The organism is Massilia sp. NBRC 108631 (genome assembly GCF_059704565.1).
On sequence record NZ_BAAKJE010000279.1, the window covers coordinates 1 to 4,666 of the forward strand.

The window sequence follows — 4,666 nt, forward strand, 5'->3', positions numbered from 1 at the left end:
TCGGTCCCACCCCTTCCCATCCCGAACAGGACCGTGAAACGATTTTGCGCCGATGATAGTGCTGCAACCAGTGTGAAAGTAGGTTATCGTCAGGCTAGTTATAAGCAAAACCCCGCATAGTGATCTGTGCGGGGTTTTTTGCGTTTGGGCTGTGGCGTCGGCCGCTGAAAGATTTTCACCTCTGCGGTCAATTCATTTCATCCGGCGGCGGCGGTTTTCACGCTCCCGCGCGCCGTACACTTTCCTCCGACATTACAAAAAACCATCTCGTGGAGGAGAGCACTATGCAGCCCTGGAATCAGATCTACGCACCACTAGGCAGCCTGGCATTGTCGGCACTGGCCGCCGCCGTCCCTATCATTTTCTTCTTTGTCGCGCTGGCCGTTCTGCGCATCAAGGGCCATCTGGCCGGCGGCATTACGCTGGCGCTGGCACTGATCGTCGCCATCTTCGCGTATGGCATGCCGGTGCCGCAGGCGCTGGCGTCGGCGGCCTACGGCTTCGCCTACGGGCTGTGGCCGATCGCGTGGATCATCATCACTGCCGTGTTCCTGTACAAGATCGTCGAGCGCACCGGCCAGTTGACCGTCATCCGTGCATCGATACTGGCCATTACCGATGACCAGCGCCTGCAAATGCTGCTGATCGGCTTTTCCTTCGGCGCCTTCCTGGAAGGGGCAGCCGGTTTCGGCGCGCCGGTGGCCATCACCGCCGCGCTGCTGGTGGGCCTGGGCTTCAACCCGTTGTACGCGGCCGGCATGTGCCTGATCGCCAATACGGCGCCGGTGGCCTTCGGCGCCATGGGCATACCCATCATCGTGGCAGGCCAGGTCACCGGCATCGACGCCATGCACATTGGCGCCATGGCCGGCCGCCAGTTGCCGCTGCTGTCGCTGTTCGTGCCGTTCTGGCTGGTGTTCATGATGGACGGCATGCGGGGCGTGAAAGAAGTGTGGCCGGGCGCGCTGGTAGCGGGCGGCACCTTCGCCGTCACCCAGTACTTCACCTCCAACTACATCGGCCCGGAACTGCCGGATATCACATCCGCGCTGGCCAGCCTGGTGTCACTGACGCTGCTGCTCAAAGTCTGGCAGCCGGTCAGCGCCAAGCGCGGCGCGCGCGGCGTGGTGAACATGGGCGGCGCGGCTGCGCTGTCCGGCTTTGGCGGCAGTGGTTCGCTGGGCAGCGCCGAAGCCGGCAGCGGCCGCACCAGTTCGCCTTACACGCTGGCGCAAACCGTGCGGGCCTGGGCGCCGTTCGGCATCCTGACGGCGATCGTCACCGTGTGGAGCCTGCCGGGATTCAAGGCGCTGTTCGCGGGCAAGGGCCTGCTGGCCTGGACCGTACTGAAAGTGCACGTGCCCTTTCTCGACCAGATGGTCGTCAAGACCGCGCCCATCGTCACCGTGGCCAAGCCATATGACGCCGTGTACAAGCTGGATCTGCTGTCCGCCGTCGGCACGCCCATCCTGCTGACCGCGATTATCTCCATGGTCTTGCTGGGCATGAAAGCAGGCGACGGCGTGCGCGCCTTCAAGGACACGCTGGTGGAGCTGCGCCGTCCAGTGCTGTCGATCGGGCTGGTGCTGGCCTTCGCATTCGTGGCCAACTATTCCGGCATGTCGTCCACGCTGGCCCTGGTGCTGGCCGGGACCGGCGCCGCCTTCCCGTTCTTCTCGCCGATGCTGGGCTGGCTGGGTGTGTTCCTCACCGGTTCGGACACCTCGTCGAACGCCCTGTTCTGCTCCCTGCAAAGCACCACCGCGCACCAGATCGGCGTGTCCGACACGCTCATGGTGGCCGCCAACACCACCGGCGGCGTGACGGGCAAGATGATCTCGCCGCAGTCCATCGCGGTGGCGTGTGCGGCGACCGGCCTGGTAGGCCGTGAATCCGAGCTGTTCCGCTTTACGCTCAAACACAGTCTGTTGTTTGTTGTCATCGTCGGCATCATGACCACCTTGCAGGCCTATGTATTTACGGGGATGATTCCTCATTAAAGCGGCACGCCCTGACCCGCGACGCCCGTGCCATCAGGACGGGCGTTGCCGCGTTTTGAAACCACTCTCCGGGACTGCCAATGCCAAAACGATTTCCACCAGTCCATGCGCTGGCTGCCTTCGAGGCCGCCGCCCATTCCGGCTCGTTCGCGGTGGCGGCCAACCAGCTGTGCATCACGCCGTCGGCGTTGTCGCATCGCATCCGCCTGCTGGAGGAGTTCGTCGGCGACCGCCTGTTCATCCGCGACGGCCGCGCGCCGACCCTGACGCCGTTCGGCCGCAGCTATCTGGACGTGGTCTGCGTGGCGCTGCGCACCCTGACCGACTTTCCCTTGCCCGGGCGGACTGCGTCGGCCCAGCCGCGCATCAAGCTCACCGTGCCGCCGACGTTTGCGCGCTATTTGCTGATGCCGCGGCTGGCCAGTTTCACCGATGCGCATCCCGATATCGTGGTGGACGTGTTCCTGTCGGTCCCGCTATATGACCTGAGCTTGTCCGAGTCGGATCTGGAGGTACGCTTCGGGGCTGGAAAATATCCGGACCTGGAAACCGTCAAGCTGCTCGAGGAGCCGGCGTTCCCGGTCGCCAGTCCGGACTATCTTGAGCGCGTCGGCGGCATCGACAGCCCGGAGGCTTTATCGAAGGCGATCCTGCTGCGGTCCGCGCTGGAGCCTTGGAAGCCATGGTTCGAGCAGGCCGGCCTGGGCTGGCCGGAACCGGCCACCGGCCTGCGCGTCGATGACCTGGGCCTGCTACTGGAGGCGGTGCGGCACGGCCACGGTGTCGGCTTGACGCGCCAGCACTTCGCGCAGCAGATGATCGCCAGCGGCGAAGTGGTCGAGCTGTTCGACATCCGGCTGGCGTCGCCGCCGCACGCCTATTACGTGGTGTACGACGCCAATACGCGCCTGCGGCCGGAAGTGCAGCTGTTCATCGACTGGCTGCTCGCGGCATACGCCGGCACATGAAAATTATCGGATGCAGCGCTGAATTCTTTTCACCGCTTGCAGCCGTGGCCTCCCGCTACACTGGGTTCAGTTCAAACACTGGATCGTACCAGCAGGAAGCCTCTCATGAATGCGCCCCATCCCGACCCTGCCCTGACCGCAGCGCGCCAGCGCGCCACCGTCGCCGCCTTGCGCGCAGTGCTGCCCGCACACTGCTTGCTGTCTAACGAAGAAGACACCCGTCCCTACGAATGCGACGGCCTCACGGCCTACCGCCAGTTGCCGATGGCGGTGGCATTGCCGGAAAGCGAGGCGCAGGTGGTGGCCGTGCTGCAGGTTTGCCGCAGGCTGCAGGTGCCCATCGTGCCGCGCGGCGCCGGCACCGGCCTGTCCGGCGGCGCCATGCCGATTGCCGAAGGCATCGTGCTGTCGACCGCGAAACTGAACCGCATCGTCGCACTTGATGCCCATGCCCGAACCGCCACCGTGCAGCCGGGCGTGCGCAACCTGGCGATCTCGGAGGCGGCTGCCGTCCACCAGTTGTACTATGCGCCCGATCCCTCGTCGCAGATCGCCTGCACCATAGGCGGCAACATCGCCGAGAATTCCGGCGGCGTGCACTGCCTCAAATACGGACTCACGCTGCACAATGTGCTGCGCGTGCGCATGGTCAACGCGGAGGGCGAGATCGTCGAGCTGGGCTGCGGCGCGCCCGACGCGCCCGGCCTGGATCTGCTGGCCGTGTTCATCGGGTCCGAGGGCATGCTTGGCGTGGTGACCGAAGCAACGGTGAAATTGACGCCCAAGCCTATGCTGGCGCGCGTCATCATGGCTTCTTTCGACGACGTGGTGCAGGGCGCGGACGCGGTGGCCAACGTGATTTCGGCCGGCATCATTCCGGCCGGCCTGGAGATGATGGACCGCACCAGCGCCCGCATGGTCGAACCTTTCGTGCGCGCCGGCTACGACACGGACGCCGCCGCCATCCTGCTGTGCGAATCGGACGGCTTGCCGGAGGAAGTGGATGAGGAAATCGCCCGTATGCGCGCGGTGCTGGAGCGTTCCGGCGCGACCGCCATCGCGGTGTCGGCCGACGAAGCCGAACGGCTGCGTTTCTGGTCCGGCCGCAAAAACGCGTTCCCCGCCGCCGGCCGGATCTCGCCGGACTACTACTGCATGGACGGCACCATCCCGCGCCGCAAGCTGGCCGAGGTACTGACCGGCATAGAAGCGCTGGCGCAGCAGTACCGGCTGCGCTGCGCCAACGTGTTCCACGCCGGCGACGGCAACCTGCACCCGCTGATCCTGTTCGACGCCAACCAGCCCGGCGAGTTCGCGCGCGCGGAGCAGTTTGGCGAAGCCATCCTGGCGCTGTGCGTAGCCGCCGGCGGCACCATCACCGGCGAGCACGGCGTGGGCATCGAAAAGCTGGATGCCATGTGCGAGCAGTTCAGCAGCGAGGAGATTGCAGCCTTTATCGCCGTCAAGCACGCCTTCGATCCGGCTGCGCAACTGAATCCGAACAAAGCCATTCCCACGCTGGACCGCTGCGCCCAGTACGGCAAACGCAAGGTGGACGCCGGCCTGTTCCGGTTCGCTCAATCGATGAAGCAATGAACGATATGGACCACATATTGAATCAATTCCGCCAGCGCGTGCTGCGCGCCGCGCAAGACCGGACCCCGCTGCGCGTGCGCGGCGGCGGCAGCAAGGACTGGT

Annotated in this window: 3 protein-coding genes and 1 rRNA gene; all 4 read left to right on the top strand. The window is 65.2% G+C overall.

Annotation, left to right across the window (positions count from 1 at the left end; genetic code table 11):
- Positions 1–95, top strand: a 5S ribosomal RNA gene (rrf, locus tag AC6H42_RS30710); the annotation flags it as partial.
- A gap of 189 nt (positions 96–284) precedes the next feature.
- The gene (locus AC6H42_RS30715; RefSeq protein WP_497549702.1) at positions 285–2,000 is read left to right on the top strand and encodes a lactate permease LctP family transporter; all 1,716 of its coding nucleotides are present in this window, start codon (positions 285–287) and stop codon (positions 1,998–2,000) included.
- Between the two features lie 80 nt (positions 2,001–2,080).
- Entirely contained in the window at positions 2,081–2,968 is an 888-nt protein-coding gene (locus AC6H42_RS30720) for a LysR substrate-binding domain-containing protein (protein WP_057156219.1), read from the top strand.
- 105 nt (positions 2,969–3,073) lie between these two features.
- Complete coding sequence (locus tag AC6H42_RS30725) at positions 3,074–4,564, top strand: FAD-linked oxidase C-terminal domain-containing protein (protein WP_497549703.1); 1,491 nt, start codon at positions 3,074–3,076, stop codon at positions 4,562–4,564.
- The last annotated feature ends 102 nt before the right edge of the window (positions 4,565–4,666 follow it).